19 protein-coding genes, 5 tRNA genes and 1 pseudogene are annotated in these 22175 nt (G+C 63.6%); 18 read left to right on the top strand and 7 right to left on the bottom strand.

The genetic code is table 11. From position 1 onward, the window contains the following. Window positions 1-53: 53 nt before the first annotated feature. Window positions 54-1091 (top strand): diacylglycerol/lipid kinase family protein, encoded by a 1038-nt coding sequence (locus ACQCVD_RS02430; RefSeq protein WP_426822110.1) that lies wholly within the window; start codon window positions 54-56, stop codon window positions 1089-1091. Here ACQCVD_RS02430 and ACQCVD_RS02425 read toward each other — a convergent pair. Further along, window positions 1088-1909: a DUF2993 domain-containing protein gene (locus ACQCVD_RS02425; RefSeq protein WP_426822109.1), complete on the bottom strand. Its 822-nt coding sequence runs from the start codon at window positions 1907-1909 to the stop codon at window positions 1088-1090. The two genes, ACQCVD_RS02430 and ACQCVD_RS02425, sit on opposite strands and share 4 nt — an antisense overlap. Before the next feature lie 66 nt (window positions 1910-1975). On the opposite strand from ACQCVD_RS02425, the gene mshD reads away from it, so the two are divergent. From mshD to ACQCVD_RS02395, 6 genes are all read left to right on the top strand, one after another. Continuing rightward, window positions 1976-2884: a mycothiol synthase gene (gene mshD, locus ACQCVD_RS02420; protein ID WP_426822108.1), complete on the top strand. Its 909-nt coding sequence runs from the start codon at window positions 1976-1978 to the stop codon at window positions 2882-2884. Between the two features lie 243 nt (window positions 2885-3127). Beyond that, on the top strand, window positions 3128-4234 hold the full coding sequence (gene pstS / locus ACQCVD_RS02415) for a phosphate ABC transporter substrate-binding protein PstS (RefSeq protein WP_426822107.1): 1107 nt from the start codon (window positions 3128-3130) through the stop codon (window positions 4232-4234). A 156-nt stretch (window positions 4235-4390) separates the two neighbouring features. Further along, window positions 4391-5452: a phosphate ABC transporter permease subunit PstC gene (gene pstC / locus ACQCVD_RS02410; RefSeq protein ID WP_426822106.1), complete on the top strand. Its 1062-nt coding sequence runs from the start codon at window positions 4391-4393 to the stop codon at window positions 5450-5452. 18 nt (window positions 5453-5470) lie between these two features. Further along, on the top strand, window positions 5471-6397 hold the full coding sequence (gene pstA / locus ACQCVD_RS02405) for a phosphate ABC transporter permease PstA (RefSeq protein WP_426822105.1): 927 nt from the start codon (window positions 5471-5473) through the stop codon (window positions 6395-6397). A gap of 46 nt (window positions 6398-6443) precedes the next feature. Continuing rightward, window positions 6444-7217, top strand: a complete 774-nt coding sequence (gene pstB / locus ACQCVD_RS02400) for a phosphate ABC transporter ATP-binding protein PstB (RefSeq protein WP_426822104.1) — start codon at window positions 6444-6446, stop codon at window positions 7215-7217. Between the two features lie 132 nt (window positions 7218-7349). After that, window positions 7350-8504, top strand: coding sequence for a cytochrome P450 (locus tag ACQCVD_RS02395; protein ID WP_426822103.1), 1155 nt, complete (start codon window positions 7350-7352; stop codon window positions 8502-8504). Here the strand turns inward: ACQCVD_RS02395 and phoU are convergent. After that, a complete protein-coding gene (gene phoU, locus ACQCVD_RS02390) occupies window positions 8501-9253 on the bottom strand; it encodes a phosphate signaling complex protein PhoU (RefSeq protein WP_426822102.1) in 753 nt (250 codons plus the stop codon). The two genes, ACQCVD_RS02395 and phoU, sit on opposite strands and share 4 nt — an antisense overlap. A 121-nt stretch (window positions 9254-9374) precedes the next feature. Next, window positions 9375-10520, bottom strand: coding sequence for a tRNA dihydrouridine synthase DusB (gene dusB, locus ACQCVD_RS02385; protein WP_426822101.1), 1146 nt, complete (start codon window positions 10518-10520; stop codon window positions 9375-9377). A 269-nt stretch (window positions 10521-10789) separates the two neighbouring features. Here dusB and ACQCVD_RS02380 point away from each other — a divergent pair, with 269 nt between their 5' ends. From ACQCVD_RS02380 to ACQCVD_RS02365, 4 genes are all read left to right on the top strand, one after another. Next, window positions 10790-12298: an acetyl-CoA hydrolase/transferase family protein gene (locus ACQCVD_RS02380; RefSeq protein WP_426822100.1), complete on the top strand. Its 1509-nt coding sequence runs from the start codon at window positions 10790-10792 to the stop codon at window positions 12296-12298. A 175-nt stretch (window positions 12299-12473) separates the two neighbouring features. Beyond that, a tRNA-Lys gene (locus ACQCVD_RS02375) sits at window positions 12474-12546 on the top strand. A gap of 530 nt (window positions 12547-13076) precedes the next feature. After that, window positions 13077-13520 carry an aspartate 1-decarboxylase gene (panD, locus tag ACQCVD_RS02370; protein WP_426822099.1) on the top strand — a complete coding sequence of 148 codons (444 nt, stop codon included), beginning with the start codon at window positions 13077-13079 and terminating at the stop codon, window positions 13518-13520. 3 nt (window positions 13521-13523) lie between these two features. Continuing rightward, window positions 13524-14324, top strand: coding sequence for an ABC transporter ATP-binding protein (locus ACQCVD_RS02365; RefSeq protein ID WP_426822098.1), 801 nt, complete (start codon window positions 13524-13526; stop codon window positions 14322-14324). Window positions 14325-14426: 102 nt separating this feature from the next. Here ACQCVD_RS02365 and ACQCVD_RS02360 read toward each other — a convergent pair whose 3' ends face one another. Then, the gene (locus tag ACQCVD_RS02360) at window positions 14427-14636 is read right to left on the bottom strand and encodes an antitoxin (RefSeq protein ID WP_426822097.1); all 210 of its coding nucleotides are present in this window, start codon (window positions 14634-14636) and stop codon (window positions 14427-14429) included. Between the two features lie 149 nt (window positions 14637-14785). Further along, window positions 14786-15145, bottom strand: coding sequence for a metal-sensitive transcriptional regulator (locus ACQCVD_RS02355; RefSeq protein WP_426822096.1), 360 nt, complete (start codon window positions 15143-15145; stop codon window positions 14786-14788). A 222-nt stretch (window positions 15146-15367) separates the two neighbouring features. Here ACQCVD_RS02355 and ACQCVD_RS02350 point away from each other — a divergent pair. From ACQCVD_RS02350 to ACQCVD_RS02330, 5 genes and pseudogenes are all read left to right on the top strand, one after another. After that, window positions 15368-15440 (top strand) — tRNA-Glu (locus ACQCVD_RS02350). Window positions 15441-15476: 36 nt separating this feature from the next. Then, window positions 15477-15550: transfer RNA gene (locus ACQCVD_RS02345), tRNA-Asp, on the top strand. Between the two features lie 353 nt (window positions 15551-15903). Continuing rightward, window positions 15904-15977 (top strand) — tRNA-Asp (locus ACQCVD_RS02340). A 26-nt stretch (window positions 15978-16003) separates the two neighbouring features. Next, window positions 16004-16076, top strand: a tRNA-Phe gene (locus ACQCVD_RS02335). A gap of 425 nt (window positions 16077-16501) precedes the next feature. Continuing rightward, window positions 16502-16807, top strand: a pseudogene (locus tag ACQCVD_RS02330) (GNAT family N-acetyltransferase); the annotation flags it as partial. A gap of 250 nt (window positions 16808-17057) precedes the next feature. Here ACQCVD_RS02330 and epsC read toward each other — a convergent pair. Together epsC and cysK are read right to left on the bottom strand one after the other, a co-directional pair. Then, complete coding sequence (gene epsC / locus ACQCVD_RS02325) at window positions 17058-17627, bottom strand: serine O-acetyltransferase EpsC (RefSeq protein WP_426822095.1); 570 nt, start codon at window positions 17625-17627, stop codon at window positions 17058-17060. A 200-nt stretch (window positions 17628-17827) separates the two neighbouring features. Then, window positions 17828-18763: a cysteine synthase A gene (gene cysK / locus ACQCVD_RS02320; RefSeq protein WP_426822094.1), complete on the bottom strand. Its 936-nt coding sequence runs from the start codon at window positions 18761-18763 to the stop codon at window positions 17828-17830. An 813-nt stretch (window positions 18764-19576) separates the two neighbouring features. Between cysK and ramA the strand changes: the two genes are divergently transcribed. Together ramA and murA are read left to right on the top strand one after the other, a co-directional pair. After that, window positions 19577-20410, top strand: a complete 834-nt coding sequence (gene ramA / locus ACQCVD_RS02315) for an acetate metabolism transcriptional regulator RamA (protein WP_426822093.1) — start codon at window positions 19577-19579, stop codon at window positions 20408-20410. 115 nt (window positions 20411-20525) lie between these two features. Beyond that, complete coding sequence (gene murA / locus ACQCVD_RS02310; protein ID WP_426822092.1) at window positions 20526-21782, top strand: UDP-N-acetylglucosamine 1-carboxyvinyltransferase; 1257 nt, start codon at window positions 20526-20528, stop codon at window positions 21780-21782. Window positions 21783-22175: the final 393 nt, after the last annotated feature.

Genomic DNA, 22175 nt, shown 5'->3' with positions numbered 1-22175 from the left:
CGGGTTGCGTGGAGCACCGTTACCCGGTGTGATTCAGCGGTACGCTGTCCATTGTGAAGGTCCTGATGATCGCGAACCCGAACTCGACCAGTCAGACAAACGAGCTCTTCCGGCGATTCGTGCCGCTGTTGCGTGAGGTTCCCGGTCTCCAGCTGCTGTCCCGCTTCACCCACCACCCGGGCCACGCCGAGGAGATGTGCGCGGGACTGACTCGCGCGGACGTCGACGTGGTGCTGGCGGTCGGGGGCGATGGCACGGTCAACGAGGTGGTCAATGGGCTCCTGGGGCCGGTGGGGGAGGAGGCCGTGGACGCGAAGACGCTGCCGGCGGTCGCGGTGGTCCCGACCGGCTCCGCCAACGTCTTCGCCCGTGCGCTCGGTTTCCCAGCGGAACCCGTGGCCGCCGCCCAGTTGCTGTGCGACCTCCTCCGCGGCGACTACCGCCGCAGCATCTGCCTGGGCACCTGGGAGGACCGGTGGTTCGCGGTCAACGCCGGCTTCGGCATCGACGCCGAGGTGATCGCCCGGGTGGACCGCGCCCGGGACAAGGGCTTCGCCGCCACCCCGCTGCGCTACCTGCGTGTTTCGGCGCAGGCGTGGATCAGAGCCCAGCGGACCCCGCCCCGGGTCAACGTCACCGCGCATGATGCCGGCGGTGAAACCATCCATCTCAGCGATCTACCCCTCCTGCTGGCGTCCAACACCAATCCCTGGACCTTCCTGGGGCCCGTTCCGGTGGTGACCAATCCCCGCAACTCCTTCGACAAGGGGCTGAGTCTGTTCGGGCTCTCGGACCTGCGCGGCCTGCGCGGTGTGGCGAGTGTGGCCTACCTGATCGGGATCGGGCACCAGCTCTGGTTCGAGGAGTGGATCAAGCAGGGAACGCTACAGTTCGACGACGCCAGCGAGGTCGAGCTCGTGTGCCGGGAACCGCAGCGCTTCCAGGCCGACGGCGAATTCGAGGGCGAGTTGACCCGGGTGCACCTGAGCTCCGTGATGGATGCGTTGGAGGTCTTCGCCCCGGTGGAGAGCACACCGCCCGGCCAGCGCAGTCTGCTGGAGACATTGCGGGACCTGGTCCGGATCTCCTAGCGCAGCAGATCCACGGCGGCATCTACGGGATCTTCGGCTCCGTCCCCGCCGGCCGCCTCCGGGCTGTCCTCGGGGGAGGCCTCGATGGGGGAGAGATCCTCCATTTTCAACGGCACGTTGCGCTTCTGGGCACGGAAATAGATGGAACCGCCCTGGGCGTAGACCGCCTGCGCCTGCCCCGCCAACGGCAGCTGACGGGTGTCCAGCTCCCAGGTGAAGGCGGCCGCGACCTCCTGCTCCCGGCCATCGGGAACGTCCACGAGCTCGCGCGGAGTCATGCGGAAGATCGGGCCGTCCAGACGGAGGGTGACGACCACCGTGACCGGCTCGTCGAAGGCCTCGGGGGTGCCGGTGAACTGGGCCTCGGTGACGCCGCCACCGCTGGGGGACATGTCGTAGGGATTGGCGATGTCCAGGTCCGTCATGCCCAACAGGTTTCCGAGGGCCACGCCGTCCAGGCTGATGGTGCGGGTGATCAGCTCTGCGGGCGCACCGATGATGTCTCCGCTGAGGACCTGGTTCGGCTCCACCACCAGCTCCGTGATCTCTGAACGTGCGTTGACCGTGCCAATCCCCGGGACATCGACGTCGAGGGCGTCGGCGGAAACCATCGGTAACTCGTTGGTCAGCAGGGCCTGCAGATAGGGGAAACCGGCGACGTAGATGCCGGGGTTGGTCTCCAGGCGGGAATGCTCGGCCACTGTCTGGGAAATCCGGTGCTCCACCCGAGTCGCCACCACGCTGTCGACCAACCAGAGCACCGCGCCGATACTGAGGACAGCGGCGAGGGTGACGACGAGTTTCCGCGGAAGATACACCCCTATATCTCTACCGGATGCATCAGCCGCACCGCTGATGGGGCACGCTTGGCTACCCTCGGAACCATGAATATTGAGCAGCGAAATCTAAGTGAGGATCCGGCACTGGGGAAGCAGGCCCTGGCCGTGGCCCGGGCCGCCGAGGCAGCCGACGGGGTGGCTCCACTCTCCGAACAGTTCCTCCTGGGGATCAGCGATCCGCGGGTGGGGCACCGGCACATCGTGGTCTTCGACGGCGATGAGATGGTGGCGGTGGCCGGCCTTGAGGGCGACACCGCGGAACTGGTGGTGCATCCGGAACGCCGGCGCTCCGGAGTCGGCACCATGCTCTACCGCCGACTGCGGCTGGCCCACCGGGGACTGCAGGTGTGGGCCCACGGAAACCTGCCGGGGGCCCGGGCTCTGGCAGCACAGGAACAGCTGAACACGGTCCGGGAGCTCCTGGTGTTCCAGATCGAGGAACCGGCGCTGCGCGACGCCGCACAATTCTCCGTTCCCGAGGGCTTCCAGGTCGCGGACCTCCACGACTCCCGGGAGCAGTTCGGCACCGACAAGGTGGACCGGGACTGGCTGCAGGCGAACAACGACGCCTTCGCCTGGCATCCCGAGCAGGGGGGCTGGGACCTGGAACGGTTGGCACGCGCGCAGGAAGCCGAGTGGTTCAGTGACCGTGACGTTCTCTTTCTCTGGGACACCCACGGGGAGCGCGCCGAGCTGGCGGGTTTCCACTGGACCAAGTGGCACACGGAGGAAACGCCGGCATTCGGTGAGGTGTACGTGGTCGGCCTGGCCGCCGCCTACCGCGGTCGGGGACTGGGTGGACCGATCCTCCAGCTGGGGCTGGAACACCTCCAGCGCCGTGGCGCGGAGAAGGTCATCCTCTATGTGGAAGCTGATAACGAGGCGGCGGTGAAGGTCTACCGGAATGCCGGTTTCACGGTGTCCGAACAGCACACTGTATACGCTCCATCGTGACTGAAGTCTCCAAAAGTGACGGAATCGAGTCATAGTTTCAGAAAAGATCGTTTGAAGTTAACGACGTGTTCATCTTAAGGGGTCCTTAGGGTTCACGTAAGGCCTCTAGCTTCTATAGCTGTGAGCAACGACCACGGCTCAACGGCGAGCGTCGAGGCGTAACCCGGGGGCGTGTTGCAGGCGCCCAATGGCTACCCACGTTGCTCGGACTACCCCAGCAAATCCGTACCGGAAAGGTTCTCCGTGATTCGTAACTTCAAGCGCACCGCCTCTCTCCTTGGTGTCGTCACCGCCGGCTCCCTCGCCCTCGTCGCCTGCTCTGAGAGTGAGAACGGCGGCGGCGAAGGTTCCACCGACGCCAGCTCCATCGAGGGACTGTCGGGAACCACCGGCGAGCTGGTTTCCGAGGGCGCCTCTTCGCAGCAGAACGCCATGGATTACTTCAACATCCAGTACCAGGAGGCCGTTGACGGCGCCTCCCTGGCGTACAACCCCTCCGGTTCCGGTTCCGGCCGCACCAACTTCGTCGCCGGCCAGGTTGCCTTCGCCGGTTCCGACTCCCCGCTGTCCGAGGACCAGGTTGAGCCGGCCGCCGAGCGCTGTGGCGGCAATGAGGCCTGGCACCTGCCGCTCGTCATCGGCCCGGTCGCCATCGCCTACAACGTTGAGGGCGTGGACGAGCTGAACCTGTCCACCGAGACCATCGCCCAGATCTTCCTGGGCGAGATCACCAACTGGAACGACGAGGCCATCGCCGCCGAGAACGAGGGCGTCGAGCTGCCGGACCAGGACATCAGCGTCATTTACCGCTCCGATGAGTCCGGCACCTCCGACAACTTCCAGAAGTTCCTGGGGGCCAATAGCGACGCCTGGACCACCGAGGGCCAGCAGTTCCCGACCGACGTCGGCGCCGGCGCCAACGGCTCCAACGGAGTCGCCACCGAGGTTTCCAGCGTCGACGGCGCCATCACCTACGTCGAGGCCGGTTTCGCACAGCAGCAGGGTCTGGGCATCGCCAACATCGACTTCGGCAATGGCCCGACCGAGCTGACCCCGGAGACCGTCGGTGTCGCCCTGGACAACCTGGAGTTCCTGGGCGAGGGTCACAACATGGTCGTCGACGCCGACTCCATGTATGCTATCGACGCCGAGGGTGCCTACCCGCTGGTTCTGACGACCTATGAGATCGTCTGCTCCGCCGGGTACGACGAGGAGACCAAGAACCTGGTCAAGGACTTCCTGACCGTGGCCCTGGAATCCCAGGATGACAGCCTGGCTGAGCTCGGCTACATTCCGGTGACCGGCACCCACCACGACCGCCTGACCGAGGCAGTCGAGGCCATCCAGTAGCTCTCCAGCATGGAGCGTTTCGCTGGTATCGTCCCGCTCTGCGGGACCGGTATACCCCGCCCCCGTTCGCTATCAGGCATTCGGGGGCTTGCCCGCGCCTGAGGGCGTGGACGCCACCAACGTCATTTCCACATATGCGTTAAGGAATCTTGCCTAATGGCTACCAATAAACCGACTGCGGACGAGCGGGAAGAGCTCAACGCCAACGAGGTCGAGGCGCATCCAGTCGCCACGATCACCCCGCGGCAGAGCAGCGAGACGGCTGTCGTCAAGCCAACCGCCGGCGTCAAGCGACCCGGCGACCGGATCTTCGAGTTCCTGGCTACTGCCTCGGCCACCCTGATTACGGTGTTCATTGCCGCGATCGGCCTCTTCCTGATTTATCGCGCGATTCCGTCGCTGATGAACAACACCGGGGGGCTGTGGGGCTTCCTGACCTACGCGGGCCCGTGGGACACCTCGGACACCTCCGCGATGACGTTCGGTATCCCGAACCTCTTCGCGGTGACTGTCCTGATCTCGGTTGTTGCTCTGATCATCGCCATGCCGGTGGCCCTGGGCGTCGCGATCTTCCTCTCGAACTACGCGCCGCAGCGCGCCGTCAAGCCGCTCGGTTACCTGGTGGACATGCTCGCAGCAGTGCCGTCCATCGTGTACGGCCTCTGGGGTTGGCAGGTCCTCGGCCCGGCACTCTCCGGTTTCTATGAGTGGCTGAACGGATGGGCCGGTGGATTCTTCCTGTTCGCCACCTACAGCAACTCCCCGTCCTTCGACACCGGACGAAACGTCTTCACCGGTGGCGTCGTGCTGGCCGTGATGATTCTTCCGGTCATCGCCGCCACCGCCCGGGAAGTGTTCGTGCAGACCCCGAAGGGCCAGGTGGAGGCGGCCCTGGCCCTCGGCGCCACCCGCTCGGAGGTCGTCCGGATGACGGTCCTGCCCTTCGGGTTGTCCGGCTACATCTCCGGTTCCATGCTGGGTCTCGGCCGTGCCCTGGGCGAGACCATGGCCCTGTACCTGGTGGTTTCTCCCTCCGGCGTGTTCCGGGGCTCGCTGTTCGACGGTGGCACCACCTTCGCGACAGCCATCGCCAACGCTGCTCCGGAATTCAACGACAACCTTCGCGCCGGCGCTTATATCGCCGCCGGTCTGGTGCTGTTCCTGCTGACCTTCCTGGTCAATGGTGCAGCCCGTGCGATCGTGGCCAAAAACAGTTAAGTAGGTGGAGTGACAACCATGACCAGCAACGTCAACACCGTGTCCCCGGACACCCCGTCCCTGGGCAGGCAGTCTGCCTTCACCCACATCTCCCGTTCCCGCAAGACCACCAACTCAGTGGCCACAGTCGCGGTCTACGTCGCAATGCTGATCGCCCTGATCCCGCTGGTGTGGGTTCTGTGGTCGGTGATCTCCCGTGGCCTCGAGCCGATCCTGACCGCCGAGTGGTGGACCACCTCGCAGCGCGGGGTCCTGTACCACCTGGCCGGTGGCGGTGCCCTGCACGCGATCATCGGTACCTTCGTTCAAACCCTGATCGCCTCCGTGGTCTCCATCCCGGTCGGCATCTTCACCGCGATCTACCTGGTGGAGTACTCGCGCGGCGGCCGGCTGGCGCGCACCACGACCTTCATGGTGGACATCCTCTCCGGAGTCCCCTCCATCGTCGCCGCGCTGTTCATCTACGCGGCCTGGATCACCATGTTCGGTTTCAACCGCTCCGGTTTCGCCGTGGCGCTCTCGCTGATCCTGCTGATGGTTCCGGTGGTCATCAAGAACACCGAGGAAATGCTCCGGGTCGTGCCCGCGGATCTGCGTGAGGCCTCCTATGCCCTGGGTGTCCCGAAGTGGAAGACGATCTACAAGATCGTGCTCCCGACCGCCATGTCCGGCATTGTCACCGGCATCATGCTGGCGATCGCCCGAGTGATGGGTGAGTCCGCTCCGGTGCTGATCCTCGTGGGTTCGACACAGACCATCAGCTGGAGCCCGCTGGGCGGACCGCAGTCCTCTCTGCCGTTGATGATGCTCGACATGTACAAGGCCGGCACCTCGGCAGCTGTCCTCGACAAGCTGTGGGGCGCGGCCCTGACCCTGGTGCTGATCATCGCGCTGCTCAACATCGGTGCCCGCATCATCTCCGCCCGCTTCTCGGTGAAGCAATAAGCCACCGCTCGCATCGCAACCCATCACGTCCACCAGGAGTAAAGAGATGTCCAAGCTTGAACTGAATGATGTCGATATCTTCTACGGCGACTTCCACGCTGTGAAGAACGTCAACCTGAAGGTCCCCGCCCAGTCTGTCACCGCCTTCATCGGTCCTTCCGGTTGTGGCAAGTCCACCGTGCTGCGCACCCTGAACCGGATGCACGAAGTCATCCCGGGCGCCACCGTCCAGGGAGAGGTCCTGCTGGACGGCGAGAACATCTACGGCAAGAACGTCGACCCGGTGTCCGTCCGCAACACCATCGGCATGGTGTTCCAGAAGGCCAACCCGTTCCCGACCATGTCCATCGAGGACAACGTCGTCGCCGGTCTGAAGCTGTCCGGTGAGAAGAACAAGAAGAAGCTCCGGGAGGTCGCTGAGCGTTCTCTGCGTGGAGCGAACCTCTGGGAAGAGGTCAAGGACCGTCTGGACAAGCCCGGCGGTGGCCTGTCCGGTGGCCAGCAGCAGCGTCTGTGCATCGCGCGCGCCATCGCGGTCGAGCCCGAGGTGCTGCTGATGGATGAGCCCTGCTCCGCGCTGGATCCGATCTCCACCCTCGCAGTGGAGGACCTGATCCACGAGCTGAAGGAGGACTTCACCATCGTGATCGTGACCCACAACATGCAGCAGGCGGCCCGCGTGTCGGAGCAGACTGCGTTCTACTCCCTTGAAGCGACCGGCCAGCCGGGGCAGCTCGTGGAGTTCGGACCGACCAGGAAGATCTTCGAGAACCCGGACAAGAAGGAGACCGAGGACTACATCTCCGGTCGCTTCGGCTAAGCAACCGGCGTATCCGCGCCACCTCTCGAGGGCCCGAGCACACCGGTACCGGTGTGCTCGGGCCCTTCGTCGTCCTTCACCCTAGAGTGGGGTCCGAGAGCGAAACGTCCCACCCCGCAGGAGGCTGCCGCCGTGTCCCCCGATCCCCATGACCGTTCTCCCGTGGACTTCGCCGATGAGGCGCACGCCGCTGGCTGCCCCGTCGTCCCCGCCGGGGACGGCACAGTGATCGTCGTCGGCCATGCGGAGGTCCGTGCCGCCGCCACGGACCCGGAGACCTTCAGCTCCGCCGTCTCCGTGCATCTGCAGCTGCCCAATGGTCTGGACGGGGAGGAGCACGCTGCATTCCGGGGACTCATCGACACCTATCTCGCAGCTCCGGAGGTCCGCCGCTTCACCGACGGCTTCCACCGGGTGGCTCGCCAGGTGGTGGCGGAGGCACTCGAGGGAGACCGGCCTGACGCGGTGGTCGACCTCGGGGCCACGTATGCGGTGCGGGCGATGATGGTGTGGCTGGGCTGGCCCCGGCACCTGGAGGAACGGCTCCTGGAGTGGGTGCGGTCGAACATGGCCGCCTCCCGTTCCGGGGACCGGACCCGGATGGCTGAAGTGGCGGGGGAGTTCGACGCCCTCATCGCGGAGGTCGCGGAGCCGCGGCTCTCCCACCCGGGGGACTTCAACGACGTGACCAGTCGTCTCATCCAGGATGAACAGCTCGGACGGCGGCTGGAGTTCAGTGAGATCGTGTCGATCCTGCGGAACTGGACGGGCGGCGACCTCACTTCGATGGCGCTGTGCATCGGCGTGATCTGCCATGGTCTGGCCCATGACGAGAATCTGCAGGGGCAGCTTCGGTCCGGCCCACCGGAGGAGGAGTTTGAGGCGGTGCTCGATGAGCTGCTCCGACTGGACAGTCCCTTCGTCGCCAACCGGCGGGTGACCACCTGCCCGGTAGGGATCGGGGGAGTTGAACTTCCGCCCGGTCAGCGGGTCAGACTGCACTGGACCGGCGCAAACCGGGACCCGGACGTGTTCAACGGAGCCTTTGATCCGCGGGGGCACGCCGGCGAAAACCTGGTCTGGGGGACCGGACCCCACGCCTGTCCCGGCCGCACACTGTCCATGCTGGAGCTGCGGGCCTTTGTCACTGAGCTTCTCGACGCCGCCGTCATCCTGCCGCCCCCTCGGAACGGCCGGGGTACGGCAGCGAGCGTCGGCAGCCGGAACCTGCACCCGAACGGTGGGTGGGCCCGGCTTCCGGTACGGCTGCTGGCCCGGAAACCCTAGTTCTCGGGTGGGGCGGTGGGGCCCCGGTAGAACTGCCGTTCCAGAGCCTCGAAACGGGCCTGGAAATCAGCCTCGGCTTCATCGCGTTCCTGCTTGGCCAGATACTCTTTAGGCATGAGGCCTGTGGTGAGGTAGACGATGCGGGCGGCGACGTTCACACAGTGATCGGCGTAACGCTCATAGAAGCGGCTGAGCATCGCGGTGTCCACGGCCTCCCGGGTGCTGTGCTTCCACTCGCGCTGGGTCAACATGGTCAGCAGGTGATCGTTGAGGTCATCTACTGCGTCGTCCTCATCAGACAGGACCATCGCAACATCCACGTCCGGGTCGATTAGGAGGTTTCGGGTTTTTTCCGCCATGTCCTGGGTCAACCGGGCGTATTCCTCGAAGTAACCTAGCAGGGCGGCGGGAACCGCCTTGTCGGGGTGGCGGCGCCGGGCGGACCTGGCGACGTGCATCGCCAGTGCCCCCATCCGGTCGAAGTCCTCGACGATGTAGATCGAGGAGATGACCTGGCGCAGATCGCGCGCCACTGGGCCTTCGAGCGCCAGCAGTTCCACGGCCCGCTCATCGCAGCGTGTCCGGACTTCATTGAGGTCCTCGGCGAGGGAGAGGGCCCCCTCTGCGGACTCCAGGGAGCCGCGTAGCAGGGCGTCGGAGGCTCCGGCCATGATGTCACGCACCATGTCGCACATGATGATGAGATCATGTGCGAAGGCGTCGAGGTGCTCACGGTAGGCGGTACGCATGCGTACAACTATAGGGTGAAACAGCCCTGCCTGCTGTTTAAGTAACCTCTAACACACCCGTATTACTCCAGGGGTCCGGACGGGGGCCGCTCCTGGGCGGAGGTGGACCGGGCGACGAAAATTATCCGCCTGAGTTCATCAGCTCCGCGCCGACCGGGACAGTCTCGTCCTCCGGATCGTCGAGCCAGCCGTCGGGCAGGGCCACCTTGGCGGGGGAGCCCTTGCGGCCGCGGGCTCCCTCGGCGTCTTCGGCACGGGCGTCGGAGTCCGCCCACGGGGACAGTGCTTCCTTGAGTTCCGCCAGGGAGGTGACCCGGGCCAGGCTGGCGCGTACCTCTCCGCCGACGGGGAAGCCCCGCAGGTACCAGCCCATGTGCTTGCGCATATCGCGCGCGGCACGCTCTTCACCGTCATGGGCGGACAGCAGCTCCAGGTGCCGGACGATGATGCGGGTGACCTCACCCAGCGTCGGTTCCGCCGGCACCTCAACGCCACGTAGAGCAGCAGAGAGCTCGGCGAACAGCCACGGGCGGCCGAGGCAGCCCCGGCCGACGACCACCCCGTCGCAGCCGGTCTGTGCCATCATCCGGCGCGCGTCTTCCGCGGCGAAGATATCGCCGTTGCCCAGGACCGGGACCCCGGTGTGGGCGAGGTGCTCCTTCAGCCGCGCGATCTCGTTCCAGTCCGCCGCGCCGGAGTATCGCTGGGCAGCGGTGCGGGCGTGCAGTGCGACGGCGGCCGCACCCTCCTCGACACCGATGCGGCCGGCATCCAGGTGGGTGTGATGCCCGTCGTCGATGCCCGTCCGGAACTTCACGGTGACGGGGATGTCGGTGCCTTCGGTGGCCTTGACCGCAGCGGCCACGATATTGCCGAACAGGCGCCGCTTGTAGGGGATGGCCGAACCGCCGCCGCGCCGGGTGATCTTGGGGACGGGACAACCGAAGTTCATGTCGATGTGGTCGGCCATGTTCTCGTCCACGATCATCTTCGCCGCCTCGTAGGTGTACTTGGGGTCGGTCGTATACAGCTGCAGGCTGCGCGGCTTCTCGTCCGGGGCGAAGGCGGTCATGTGCAGCGTCTTCTCGTTGCGCTCGACGAGGGCTCGGGCCGTCACCATTTCGCAGACGTAGAGACCGGAGACGGTGCCGGTCTTCTCGATCTCCTGTTCCCGGCACAGGGTGCGGAAGGCGATGTTCGTCACCCCGGCCATCGGCGCGAGGATGACGGGGGAATTCAGGGACAGGGAACCGATCTGCAGAGTCACAGGGCCATTGTCCTACCTCAGGGGGCGTTCGGACAAGACAGCCGCAGGTGGGGCGCTATTGATATTGCTCGCGATACGGGGAAGATGTGCCCTCTGGCACAAGTTGAGGTCGAATCAGCTAATGTGGGGAACGTAACTAAACAGCGGCGGCTCGGGGTCACACAACCACAATGGTGGGGTCCGCGGCACCCGGGTATGGCCGTGACAAGCAGTCGAGAATCCACTCACCGTGCTCCCACAGTGAGGGGATTCGTCACGAGGAGGAACACATGTCCGAGAGGATCGCAAGCGCAGAGCTGGCCGGAAAGGTGATGTCGGCCGATGAGGCCGCCCAGTTCATCAACAACGGGGACACCGTCGGCATGTCCGGCTTCACCGGCGCCGCCTACCCGAAGGCCCTGCCGACCGCCATCGCGAACAAGGCCAAGGAGGCCCATGCCCGCGGTGACGAGTACCAGATCAACCTGCTGACCGGCGCCTCCACCGCCCCGGACTGCGATGGTGTGCTGGCCGAAGCGGACGCGATCAACTACCGCATGCCCTACCAGTCTGATCCGATCATGCGTAAGAAGATCAACGCTGCGGAGATGAAGTACCAGGACATCCACCTGTCCCACTCGGGTCTGCAGGTGGAGCAGGGCTTCTTCGGCGAGTTGGATGTCGCCGTCGTCGAGGTCACCCGCATTACCGAGCACGGTCACCTCATCCCGTCCTCCGGCGTGGGCAACAACCTGGAGTACCTGGATTCCGCCAAGAAGATCATCCTCGAGGTCAACTCCTGGCAGTCCCTCAATCTGGAGGGCATGGCGGACATTTACCAGGTCCCGCATCTGCCGAACCGCACCCCGATCCCGATCAACAACGTCGGCGACCGCATCGGTACCCCCTACATCCAGATCGACACCGATAAGGTCGTCGCCATCGTCGAGACCGACGCCCCGGACCGCAACTCCCCCTTCAAGGAGCCGGACGAGGTCTCCAAGCAGATCGCCGGAAACTTCCTCGACTTCCTCGAGGCCGAGGTACAGGCAGGCCGTCTGAGCTACGACGGCTACATCATGCAGTCCGGTGTGGGTAACGTCCCCAACGCCGTGATGGCGGGTCTGCTCGACTCCAAGTTCGAGAACATCACCGCCTACACCGAGGTCGTCCAGGACGGCATGCTGGACCTGATTGACGCCGGCAAGATGACCGTCGCCTCCGCCACCTCCTTCGCACTCTCCCCGGAGTACGCCGAGAAGATGAACGCAGAGGCCAAGAAGTACCGCGAGCACCTGGTGCTGCGTCCGCTGCAGATCTCCAACAGCCCGGAGGTCATCCGCCGCATGGGGCTGATCGCCTCCAACGGTCTGATCGAAGCCGACATCTACGGCAACGTGAACTCCACCCACGTCAACGGCACCCGCATCATGAACGGCATCGGCGGTTCCGGTGACTTCACCCGCAACGCCTTCGCCTCCACCTTCATCTCCCCGTCCGTGGCCAAGGACGGAGCCATCTCCGCGATTGTTCCGTTCGCCTCCCACATCGACCACACCGAACACGACGCCATGGTCATCATCACCGAGTACGGCTTCGCTGACCTGCGTGGTCTGGCACCGCGTGACCGCGTGGCCAAGATGATCGCCGTTGCTCACCCGGACTACCGTCCGTTGCTCGAGGAGTACTACGAGCGGGCGCTGAAGGCAGAGAAGAGCTTCCAGCAGACCCCGCACGATCTGAAGACCGCTTTCGATTTCCACATCAACATGATCGAGAAGGGTTCAATGAAGGGATAAACCCCGACATCCAGCCCCGTAGGCCCGCTGTCTCCCGGATTCCGGGGGACAGCGGGTCCTGCTTCGGGCTCGTCCGCAGATTTCTCGGGGCAATTAACGCAGCGGCGGGAACAGTCGCTAATATGTCAGTGTGCCGTTTCATGGAAGCGGTACGGCCCGGAAATGATCCGGGCCCGGGCCTTTAGCTCAGTTGGTAGAGCTACGGACTTTTAATCCGCAGGTCGCGGGTTCGAGCCCCGCAGGGCCCACGCTCACCCCCGGTCACCGTCACGATGACCGGGGGTTTCGTGTACGGGTCACCGGGATGGAAGCCCCGGCGAGGGCGTCACCGGGTAGTACCCCTCCCGCGGCCCCTGGGCTCCGCACCCATCGGGGCCGGGAGGTTGGTGCCGGATGTTCTGGTCACTTCCCGTACCGGGCGTCTGTTTCTTCGCTCGACGCTTGCTCCCCAAACCCAGAATGTAGCGGTGATCCTCGCCGCCACCACTCCCTTCAGAAGGAGGGGACCGCCTTCCAACTCGTCCCTGTCTCTGATGTGATCCTGCTGGCGCGCCACGATCTGCCGACGACTGCGTTACTGCCCGGCAACGCGGGGAGGAACGCTGATGGCATTTTCGAATTCTCTCCGGTGGGAGCGGGTCATGACCTCTGCTGCGAGGGTCTTCTACGACGCGGAAGATATCGCTCCGGGCTGTCTCGGTCGCTACCACCGAGAGCTGGCGGGGGATAAGCTTCCCGGTAGAACACTGTTGTCACCTCGTAAAGGACTCCACACATCATGGGCATCGTTCCCGCACTAACCCGCTCCATGTTCAAGTCGAAGATCCATCGTGCCACTGTCACCCACGCCGATCTGCATTATGTCGGTTCAGTGACCGTCGACCTTGATCTGTTGGAGGCCGCGGACATCCTGCCCGGTGAACTCGTCGCCATCGTCGACGTCACCAACGGTGCCCGGCTGGAGACCTATACGATCGCCGGGGAACGCGGGTCCGGCGTGCTCGGCATTAACGGGGCCGCGGCGCACCAGATCGATATCGGGGACACCGTTATCCTGATCACCTATGCGCAGATGCCCACCGAGCAGGCCCGCGCCTTTGCACCCCGAGTGGTGCACGTGGACGCGGATAACCGGATCGTCTCGCTGGGAAATGACCCGGCCGAGGCAGCAGGGGAGGGAACGTTCCGGCCGCCCCATGCGGTTCCGGCGGGTAACCTCTGATAGATGGCACAGATCATTGACTTGAATGAGGTCTCCTTCCGCCGCAACGGTAAACAGATCCTCCACGATGTGAATTTCACGGTGCAATCGGGGGAGCATTGGGTGATGTTGGGGCCGAACGGGGCGGGAAAGTCCACGATCATGGGCTTCTGCAGCGCCGAGTCCTTTCCCACCACGGGAACGGTGGACATCCTCGGAGAGCGTCTCGGCCGAGTGGACATGCCCACGCTGCGACGCCGCATCGGCCACGTCAATCCGCGGCACCGGCTGCGCTCGCCGCTGACGGTCGAGCAGGTGATATTGACCGGAATCACCGGAACCATCGATCTGCCGATGCGATGGGCGCCCACGCCGGAACAGGAGGACCTGGCAGCTGAGCTCGTGCAGCAACTGGGACTGCACCGGGTAGCGGCAGAAACCTGGCCCACCCTGTCTCAGGGAGAGCGAGGTCGGGTGCTGATCGCCCGGGCTCTAGCGGGCGACCCAGAGCTCCTGTTGCTCGATGAACCTTCTACCGGACTGGATGTGGCCGCCCGGGAACAGCTCCTGAGCACCCTGGACCTGGTGAGCGCCACCCGGCCGGAACTGACCTCGGTCCTGGTGACCCACCACCTAGAGGAGCTACCGAGCAGTACCTCACATGCGGTGCTCGTCTCTGGGGGCACCATCACTGCAGCCGGCCCCGCTGAGGAGATCCTCAACACGGAGCAGGTCAGCACAGCGTTTCAGCACCCGATTGAGGTGGAGCGCCATGATGGCCGGTGGGCGGCACGTGCCCGCCGGACGGTCACCGTCGGCAGGTAGCGGGAAACCAGGCTTCTGGCCCCGTCACAGCAGCGGGCCGCACGCCCGGCAGAAGAATGCCGGGAACATGCGGCCCGGAATGTTGTGGCAGTAGGGCGAGAGTCAGTGCTGGCCCTCGTCGGGGCGGGGCTGCTCGCGGTCCTGTTTGCTGCCGTCACCGATCCGCTCGTCGACGGCGTCACGGACCTTGGAGATCTGCTCGGCCTTGTCTTCTCCGAGCTTGTTCTTGGCGAACTGCTCAACCTTGTCGAGCGCAGCATCGGTCTTCTGCTCGTCTCCCAACATGTCCTTGGCCTTATCGAAGATTCCCATGGAACTTCACCACTTCCTGTTGCATGAACATTGCTTCGGTGCGTCGCCGCTGATGTCCAGCGGCAATATCTTCGAAGTTACCTTGGCAGTTCTGACTTTGCATGAGTATTTCTGGGACAGTGGATCCCGAAAACTCGGCAACCTGCTGGTCAGGATTTCACCATGCGGCGGATGGCCTTCGCCGCCTCAGCGAGCTTTTCTTCCGCGACAGGGCCGCCTTCCTCTGCAGCACTGGCCACACAATGATTGAGGTGGTCCTCGAGGAGAGCCAGGGCGACATTTTCCAGAGCGGAGTTAATGGCGCTGATCTGGGTCAGGATATCGATGCAGTATTCATCCGCATCAATCATGCGGTGGATGCCGCGGGTCTGCCCCTCGATGCGCTTCAGCCGGGCGAGGTACTTGGGCTTGTCACTGTTGTAGCCGTGTCCGCCATGGTGTCCCGCCGGCTGGGTCTCCCCGGAGGACACGGTGTCCTGGGCGGAGGTCGTGGTGTCAGTGGTGCTCATGAAACCTGCCTTCAAATCAGCCCTGGCACAGTGCCGGGGAAATCCTGTGTCCCGTGATTATACCGGTCAAAGGTGGGAAGGAAATAGCAGGAGCAGGCGCTGGAAAACTCCTTCACCTGCGAGGAAACTTGGGGTTGAGCTGTCGTTTTGTTCTTCTCAACTATCTCAAGTATATTTTCTACACAGCCGAGTGCAGCCGGGTTTCCGGTGAGATTTCGGTGAGCTCCCATCGTCTAGGGGCCTAGGACACCGCCCTTTCACGGCGGCGACACGGGTTCGAATCCCGTTGGGAGTACAGCAGTTCCTTTTGTGGAGTTGCACAACAGAATGAGGCCCTGTGGCGCAGTTGGTTAGCGCGCCGCCCTGTCACGGCGGAGGTCGCGGGTTCAAGTCCCGTCAGGGTCGCCCTCATGGAGGCGTCGAAATTCTTCTGGAATTTCGGCGCCTCTGTTGTTGTCTCTGGGGGATGGTCACTGAGAAGCTCCTTTCAGGACTATTTGCCCCGGCACTGAACCCACTGGGATGGGGACTGGTGGTGTCTGTGTGCGTCTGATCTCCACGGATGCATTCCCACTTCCGGGGTGAGTACAAGGCTTGGTGACGCACAGCCGGGGCAGTGGGGGGAAAGCGGCCATCCAGGAATGTCGGATTCCCTCGGGGCCGGTGTGAAAACTGGGTTGACCTGGCGATTTGCTGTTACTCAAAGCCGCTGTGTAATGTTACATCTCGTGCAAGGGGCAAGCCCCCGAACACAGTGAGGCCCTGTGGCGCAGTTGGTTAGCGCGCCGCCCTGTCACGGCGGAGGTCGCGGGTTCAAGTCCCGTCAGGGTCGCTGAAATTGTTTCAGTGACAATTTCCGGCCAGATAGCTCAGTCGGTAGAGCGTCCGCCTGAAAAGTGGAAGGTCGCCAGTTCGATCCTGGCTCTGGCCACAGCAAGCGCCCATCTCCTCCCGGAGATGGGCGCTTCTTGTTGTTGTGCTTAGCCCCCGACTTCTCCGTATCTGATAGCAGCGCAGAGCGCCCCCGGGAATGGTGTGTTGACCGGGTTCTCCGGTTGAGCTGAGAGATCAGCGCTAGCGAACATATGGTGCGCGCAGAGGCAGTCTGCCCGTCCCTGTTCCCTCTCGGAGTCGCTCCCTATCCGAGACTTCAGGAAAGCGCCCACCATCGGCCGCTGGAGCGTCACTGCAGGGAGTTCGGCCTCTCCTGCGGCAGAGAACGTCAGCTCTGGAGCCAGCGCCGGTGACAGGCTGTTTTGCCCCGGTTTTCGGGGCGTGAAGGACCTCCGGAGTGCTGGCGGGGTAGCGGTGGCAGCAGGCATACTGGATCCATAATCCACCGATTCGCCATTCGAGCACTGGGAGGACAGCTTGTCCGAGAAGAACATCAGCTTCAGTCATAATCCTGATAGACGCAGCTACGTCATCGAGGTGGAGGGGACCATCGCCGGTCATGCTGATTACAGCGTTGAGCGCGAAGGAGTCCGCAATTTCCACCACACCGTCATTGATCCTGCCTTCCGTGGCCAGGGACTGTCCTCGCCACTGATTAAGTATGCTCTCGATGACACCGCTGAAACTGGGGAGAAGATCGTGCCCAGCTGTTCTGCGGTGACGCATTTCATCTCCAAGAACCCTGAATACCGGGGGATGGTTTCCTAGCCGTTCTTTTCGCCGTGTCGTGGGGTGGCACTCGGCAGCTCATCCGCTGTGCCTGGCAATGATTCCTCGCCCCTGTTGTCTGGTCTGCTCCGGGAATCGAGGTCGCCGTGGCAGGATGGTGAGGACCAGTGGCTGCGGGTCCGGAATGTGCAGGACACCCCAGAAATGAGACATCCCGTCTGATGGGGGCCGAGACTGGCTCGGACCCCATCAGGCGGGATGTCTTTCGGGTGGTTCTGGTACGGCGCGACTAGATCTCGTAATAGTCCGGATCGACCAGCTTGATCTTCTCGTCCTTGCGGCGCGGCCGGTTCTTGGCGGGAATGCCGGTGGCGATGTGGTCTTGGGGCACATCCTTGGTGACCACGGCGTTCGCGCCCACGGCGGACCCGGAGCCGATGACGATGGGGCCGAGTACCTTGGCGCCGGCGCCGATGGTGACGTTGTCTCCGACAGTAGGGTGGCGCTTGGTCTGCGTCAGCACCTGCCCGCCGAGGGTCACTCCGTGGTAGAGCATTACGCCCTCACCAATCTCGGCGGTCTCACCGATGACGATGCCCATTCCGTGGTCGATGAAGAAGCGGCGTCCGATGGTGGCACCGGGGTGAATCTCGATGCCGGTGAAGAAACGATTGAGTTGGGCGAGGATGCGGGCCGGACCCTTGATATTGCGTTTCCACAGCCAATGGCAGACCCGGTGTGTCCAGATTGCGTGCAGGCCAGAGTAGACGATGGCATTTTCCACGTCACTCCTGGCAGCCGGATCGTGCTCCCTGGCATTTGCTAGGTCTTCGCGGATGGTCTTCAGCACGCTATACATGTAAAGCAATGCTACCAGCGACTACGTGGCGCGGAGCAGTACTGAATAAATTAGATTCATCTCCGGCAGGAAACGCCGCCTCCGTCGTGTTCTTGCCTCGGAGGGCGCATCATGAGCGCCGGGATGTGAAAAGCCGCCGGCCCCGGAAGCATTTCCGGGGCCGGCGGACAGCCGGGTGGTGATACCACCTGCGGCAAGGATTAGTCGCGGATGTTCTCGTAGAGGAGGGTGGAGACGTAACGCTCACCGAAGTCGCAGACGAGGGTGACGATGGTCTTGCCTTCGTTCTCCGGCTTCTTGGCCAGGTCGAGGGCGACCTTGATGTTCGCGCCGGTGGAGATGCCGCCGAGGATGCCCTCCTCGACGCCCAGCTTGCGGGACCAGTCGACGGCGTCCTCGTTGGTCACGGTCAGGACATCATCGAGAACCTTGCGGTCCAGGACCTCCGGGATGAAGTTGGCGCCGATGCCCTGGATCTTGTGGGGGCCTGCCTTGCCTTCGGTCAACAGCGGGGAAGCCTCCGGCTCGACCGCGTAGATCTTCACCTCCGGGTTGCGCTCCTTGAGTACCTGGCCGACGCCGGTGACGGTGCCGCCGGTACCGAACGCCGAGATGAAGACGTCGACCTTGCCGTCGGTGTCCGCCCAGATTTCCTCGGCGGTGGTGTTGCGGTGGACCTCCGGGTTGGCCGGGTTCTCGAACTGGCGGGCCAGGATCGCGTTCTCCTGCTCGTTGACGATCTCGTCGGCCTTGTCCTTTGCCCCCTGCATGCCGGCGGCGCCCGGGGTCAACACGATTTCGGCACCGTAGGCGCGGAGCATCACACGTCGCTCGTTGGACATGGTTTCCGGCATGGTCAGAATGACCTTGTAGCCACGCGCAGCACCCACCATGGCCAGGGCGATACCGGTGTTGCCCGAGGTTGCTTCAACGATGGTGCCGCCGGGCTTGAGCTCGCCGGACTTTTCCGCGGCGTCGATGATCGCTGCGCCGATGCGGTCCTTGACACTGTTCGCCGGGTTGAAGGATTCAATCTTTACCAGCACGTCTGCCTTGAGGCCCTCGGTCAGCTTGTTGAGACGGACCAGGGGAGTGCCACCGATGGTTTCGGTGATGTTGCTGTAGATCTTGCCCATTTCGTCGATGCTCCTTATGTCGTTACGCCGCTTTGTGAGTTGGGTGGATGTCACCGTCGAGATTTCCCGGAGGAAGAACCGGTTCGATCAGGCTCCGGGCGGATAGATCGGTGGCACCCGTCTCGTTCATCGTACTACACCACTATAGACAACACGGTATGAAAGTTGCAGACTGATCGGGTCATTGAAAGGGTTGGGCGGTGGGGCAAGTGTCGTGCTGTCGGGAATGCGAGGTGTTTGCCAGGCTCCTCACTGATGGCCGGGCGGCGGAAGAAGGCGACGTGGAGCTCCACAATCTCCAGGATTTCCGCCGGTTGAGTTGGTCCGCCAATGGTGTGTCACTGATGGGTGCCTGGGGAGTGGCTTGTCGACGCCGGGAGTGGCCCGGTCCCCTGTCCTGGCGTGGTGGCCGCAGGATGGCCCCCCCAACGGGCAACGCTCATGGAGGTGTGTCCCGGGGTCGCGCTGATTCCCGCAGGGCATCTGCCACGGGGCGAAGACTCGGGCAGTAGTGTGGCGCCAAAAACTATTTTTCCGACTTTTATGCAGTGGATTGAGTGATGGTCCTACCTAGCAGTTCAACCTGTCAATAACCTGGGAAACATATGGCTGCTGCGTATTTCCTGTTTTTCTGGCGGCTCGCCACCCCTCGAAATCTGTACCTGTCGAGCCATTTCTTTTCGAAAGATCGGCAGCTCCCCGTTTTTTATTACCCCCGATAAAGCTATATACTTCACATCGATCAGTGATTTTGGCTCCCGATGGGGTGTAGCTGCGGTTACACCTACACGGGTGTACCACAGGAGGGTGACGGTGGAATCCCAGCGTACGAGCGATGATGATGAAGCAATTCGCGTGGCATTGACCTCGCTGAAGACGGCGACGGGCATTCCGGTGACCATGTACGCCAGTCTGTTGGCTGACAACCGGCTGCAAATCACCCAGTGGGTGGGCCTGCGCACGCCGGCGTTGCATAACTTGATCATCGAGCCCAACGTCGGTGTGGGGGGCCGGGTCGTAGCCACCCGCCGCCCCTTCGGTGTCAGTGATTACACGCGCGCCAACGCCATCAGCCACGAGTACGATCGAGCAATCCAGGACGAGGGGCTGCATTCCATCGTCGCCGTGCCGGTCATCGTGCAGCGCGAAATTCGCGGTCTCCTCTATGTCGGCGTGCACTCCCCGGTACGCCTGGGCGACAAGGTGATTGAAGAGGTCACCATGACCGCCCGCTCTCTCGAGCAGGAACTGGCAGTCAACTCCGCGTTGCGTCGCACTGACGGCCGCAGTGGCAAGCAGGGGCGGGTCATGAACGGTGCTGAGTGGGAGCAGGTCCGCTCCACCCACTCCAAGCTGCGCATGCTGGCCAACCGGGTCGAGGAGGAGTCGCTGCGCAAGGAACTGGAGGTCCTGTGTGACCAGATGGTCAGTCCGGTTCGGGTCAAGCAGACCACCAAGCTGTCCGCCCGTGAGCTCGATGTCCTGTCCTGCGTCGCTCTCGGGCACACGAATGTCGAGGCCGCCGAGGAAATGGGCATCGGTGCGGAGACGGTGAAGAGCTACCTGCGTTCTGTCATGCGCAAGCTCGGCGCCCACACCCGGTACGAGGCGGTCAACGCAGCCCGGCGCATCGGGGCCCTGCCCTGACGGAGGGGGAGGTAGCTGGAAAGGCGGTCGTACCTACGGCCGCCTTTCGCCTTCTCCGCCCGCCGCCTGTCGGGCTCCCACCAACGGGTGGGGAGAACGGCTACGCTGAGGAGTTGTGAAAGAAAGTTTTCTCGTAACAGGTGGGGCCCGTCTGCAGGGGTCGGTCAAGGTCAGCGGCGCCAAGAACAGCGTGCTCAAGTTAATGGCAGCTGCTTTGCTGGCGGAAGGAACCACCACACTCACAAACTGTCCGGAGATCCTCGACGTCCCCCTCATGCAGAAGGTGCTGGAAGGGCTGGGCTGTGAGGTCGTCCTCGACGGACCGACCGTACGGATCACCACTCCGGCCGAACCGACGAGCGACGCCGACTTCGACGCCGTGCGGCAGTTCCGCGCTTCGGTCTGTGTCCTCGGACCATTGACCGCGCGGTGCGGCAGGGCCGTGGTCGCGCTCCCGGGTGGCGACGCCATCGGTTCCCGACCGTTGGACATGCACCAGTCAGGTTTGGAGAAGCTCGGCGCCAGCACCCGCATCCACCACGGTGCGGTAGTCGCGGAGGCGGAGCAGCTGTTCGGCTCAAACATCGCTCTCGACTTCCCCTCGGTGGGTGCCACCGAGAACATTCTGACAGCCGCGGTCCTGGCCACGGGGACCACCGTGCTCGACAACGCGGCCCGGGAGCCTGAGGTCATCGACCTGTGCAACATGCTCAACTCGATGGGGGCGCGCATTGAGGGAGCCGGCACCAGCACCATCACCATCAACGGCGTGGATGAACTGCACCCCACGGAACACGAGGTGGTCGGTGACCGCATTGTCGCCGGGACATGGGCCTATGCCGCAGCCATCACCCAGGGGGACATCACCGTCGGCGGAATCTCGCCGACACATCTCCACCTTCCGCTCGAAAAGCTCAAGGTCGCCGGTGCTGACATCGAGACCTTCGCGAATGGCTTCCGGGTCCGGATGGACCGTCGACCAGACGCAGTGGACTATCAGACGCTGCCCTTCCCGGGTTTTCCGACGGATCTACAGCCCATGGCGATCGGCATCGCCTCCATCGCGGACGGGATGAGCGTGATCACCGAGAACGTCTTCGAGTCCCGCTTCCGCTTCGTCGACGAGATGCAGCGGCTGGGAGCGGACGCTCAGGTCGATGGTCATCACGTGGTGGTCCGGGGAATCAGCCAGCTTTCCTCCACACAGGTGTGGAGTTCCGACATCAGGGCGGGTGCCGGCCTGGTGCTTGCAGCGTTGGTGGCGGACGGCCAGTCTGAGATCCACGACGTCTATCACATTGACCGTGGCTACCCGAGCTTCGTGGAGAACCTTCAGAAGCTCGGTGCGGACATCACCCGGGTCCGCAAGTAGTCCGGGACCGCACGGGACCAGGACCCCGCGACGGTGACCGCTTGACGGTTGGTCATCGTGTGGGTGTGGTGGTGGTTTTGGTGGTGTGAGCTGCGGGTTTGTGGTTGGGGTGGGTGGGTGTGTAACTTTATGGGAGTCGCCGCGACCGACAACGCCCCGAATACACAGTGTGACTGTGGTTTGTGATTGGCGGTAGGACAACAAGTGGTGGACGACCAATAATTTTCAGGCTGCTGATCTGATCGCCTTTTCCGGTGGTTGTGGTTGGTGTGCTGATGTTGTGTGAGAACTCAATAGTGTGCCATTCATATTTTTTGTTTGTCGTGCCCGCATCATCCCTGATGGTGGTGGGGGTGGGTCATGCCGGGTGGCAGGGTCACACCTGTCACGGTA

The organism is Corynebacterium halotolerans (assembly GCF_050107895.1).
Classification (GTDB): domain Bacteria; phylum Actinomycetota; class Actinomycetes; order Mycobacteriales; family Mycobacteriaceae; genus Corynebacterium; species Corynebacterium halotolerans_B.
The sequence above is the reverse complement of the archived record's forward strand: the minus strand, read 5'-3'. Positions and strand labels throughout refer to the sequence as shown.

Coding starts and splice junctions, on each gene's coding strand:
- mshD (WP_426822108.1), top strand. CDS start 1,976: ATGAATATTGAGCAGCGAAATCTAAGTGAGGATCCGGCACTGGGGAAG.
- pstC (WP_426822106.1), top strand. CDS start 4,391: ATGGCTACCAATAAACCGACTGCGGACGAGCGGGAAGAGCTCAACGCC.
- pstA (WP_426822105.1), top strand. CDS start 5,471: ATGACCAGCAACGTCAACACCGTGTCCCCGGACACCCCGTCCCTGGGC.
- pstB (WP_426822104.1), top strand. CDS start 6,444: ATGTCCAAGCTTGAACTGAATGATGTCGATATCTTCTACGGCGACTTC.
- phoU (WP_426822102.1), bottom strand. CDS start 9,253: ATGCGTACCGCCTACCGTGAGCACCTCGACGCCTTCGCACATGATCTC.
- ACQCVD_RS02365 (WP_426822098.1), top strand. CDS start 13,524: ATGGCACAGATCATTGACTTGAATGAGGTCTCCTTCCGCCGCAACGGT.
- ACQCVD_RS02380 (WP_426822100.1), top strand. CDS start 10,790: ATGTCCGAGAGGATCGCAAGCGCAGAGCTGGCCGGAAAGGTGATGTCG.
- panD (WP_426822099.1), top strand. CDS start 13,077: ATGGGCATCGTTCCCGCACTAACCCGCTCCATGTTCAAGTCGAAGATC.
- ACQCVD_RS02360 (WP_426822097.1), bottom strand. CDS start 14,636: ATGGGAATCTTCGATAAGGCCAAGGACATGTTGGGAGACGAGCAGAAG.
- epsC (WP_426822095.1), bottom strand. CDS start 17,627: ATGTATAGCGTGCTGAAGACCATCCGCGAAGACCTAGCAAATGCCAGG.
- cysK (WP_426822094.1), bottom strand. CDS start 18,763: ATGGGCAAGATCTACAGCAACATCACCGAAACCATCGGTGGCACTCCC.
- ACQCVD_RS02355 (WP_426822096.1), bottom strand. CDS start 15,145: ATGAGCACCACTGACACCACGACCTCCGCCCAGGACACCGTGTCCTCC.